Source organism: Shigella sp. FC1661 (genome assembly GCF_001712525.1).
GTDB classification, from domain to species: Bacteria; Pseudomonadota; Gammaproteobacteria; order Enterobacterales; family Enterobacteriaceae; genus Escherichia; species Escherichia coli.
Window position 1 is genome coordinate 1 of record NZ_MDGW01000445.1, and the last position, 580, is coordinate 580.

The 580-nt window shown below is 50.5% G+C and carries 1 protein-coding gene and 1 pseudogene; one reads left to right on the forward strand and one right to left on the reverse strand.

Going from position 1 to position 580, the window contains the following annotated elements; all coding sequences use genetic code 11:
* Positions 1 to 287: transposase (locus BFF42_RS20275; protein ID WP_000567737.1), on the reverse strand; the 287-nt coding region annotated here is incomplete at its 3' end.
* Positions 288 to 375: 88 nt separating this feature from the next.
* On the opposite strand from BFF42_RS20275, the pseudogene BFF42_RS20280 reads away from it, so the two are divergent.
* A pseudogene (locus BFF42_RS20280) lies at positions 376 to 580 on the forward strand (DDE-type integrase/transposase/recombinase); the annotation flags it as partial.

Sequence of the window (580 nt, forward strand, 5' to 3'; positions counted from 1 at the left end):
AGTTCATTTTCCATCGTTTTCTTGCCGAGCAGGCGCTGGAGTTCTTTAATCTGCTTCATGGCGGCAGCAAGTTCAGAGGCAGGAACAACCTGTTCTCCGGCGGCCACAGCAGTAAGACTTCCTTCCTGGTATTGCTTACGCCAGAGAAATAACTGGCTGGCTGCTACACCATGTTGCCGGGCAACGAGGGAGACCGTCATCCCCGGTTCAAAGCTCTGCTGAACAATTGCGATCTTTTCCTGTGTGGTACGCCGTCTGCGTTTCTCCGGCCCTAAGACATCAATCATCTGTACTCCAATGACTAGTCTAAAAACTAGTATTAAGACTATCACTTATTTAAGTGATACTGGTTGTCTGGAGATTCAGGGGGCCAGTCTAACAGGTAAAGCCCTGTTTATGGCGCTCAGGAGCCAGCGCCCACCTGCCGGGCTAATCCACCACTCTGATCGAGGTTCACAGTACTGCGCATACGATTACCGGGTCATACAGGAGCAGTCTGGTCTGAAAACATCAATGTCGCGTAAAGGTCACTGTTACGACAACGCTCCGATGGAAAGCTTCTGGGGAACGCTGAAAAATG